Source organism: Gordonia sp. 852002-51296_SCH5728562-b, assembly GCF_001665475.1.
GTDB classification, from domain to species: Bacteria; Actinomycetota; Actinomycetes; order Mycobacteriales; family Mycobacteriaceae; genus Gordonia; species Gordonia sputi.
The window spans coordinates 1-732 of record NZ_LZMI01000107.1; the positions used below are offsets into that span (position 1 = coordinate 1).

Below are 732 nucleotides of genomic sequence, written 5' to 3' on the forward strand. Positions count from 1 at the left end.
GCCAGTACGGCGGCATGGACGGTGACGCCGCGAAGGAACTCAAAGAGCTGCGCGAGCAGAATAGCCGTCTCAAGCGGTTGCTCGCCGATGCCGAACTCGAGAAAGACGCGCTGCGGGAGATCGCCAAGGGAAAATTCTGAGCCCGACCGCCAAACGTGCCGCCATCGACATGCTCAAAGACGTCAAGAACATGTCAGAACGTATGGCGTGCAGGGTAGTTGGGCTTTCCCGTTCCGCCTATCGACGGCTGCCGCACGCACACACCCCGGCCGATCCGGACGCCGCACTGCGCGAGCAGCTACGCACGTATGCCCGCAAGAACCCCCGGCACGGGTTCCGGCGCGCGTGGGCGCACCTGCGCTTCGACGACGGCATCGAGATCAACAAGAAGAGGGTGCATCGACTGTGGAAGGAGGAGGGCCTGCAAGTGCGGCGTGCTCCGCGGCGCAAACGGGTCGGCCAATCGTCGGTGCCGGTCGTGGTCGCGGACGCACCGAAAGTGGTGTGGGCGTTGGACTTTCAGTTCGATTCCTCTGTCGACGGTAAGACGATAAAGATCGCGTCGATGGTGGACGAGCACACCCGGCTATCGCTGCTGAACATCGTGGACCGCTCGATCACCGCCGAACGGCTGATCGAGGAGTTGGAGAAGACTTTCGCGATCTGGGGTGGCCCGCCCATGGTGCTGCGCATGGACAACGGCCCTGAGTTCATCTCAGAAGCCCTGCGCGA

General features: G+C 63.1%; 1 protein-coding gene. It reads left to right on the forward strand.

What is annotated here, in order from left to right:
* Positions 1-169 precede the first annotated feature (169 nt).
* The coding region (locus A5766_RS18280) for an IS3 family transposase (RefSeq protein WP_064905822.1) at positions 170-732 on the forward strand (563 nt) is incomplete at its 3' end.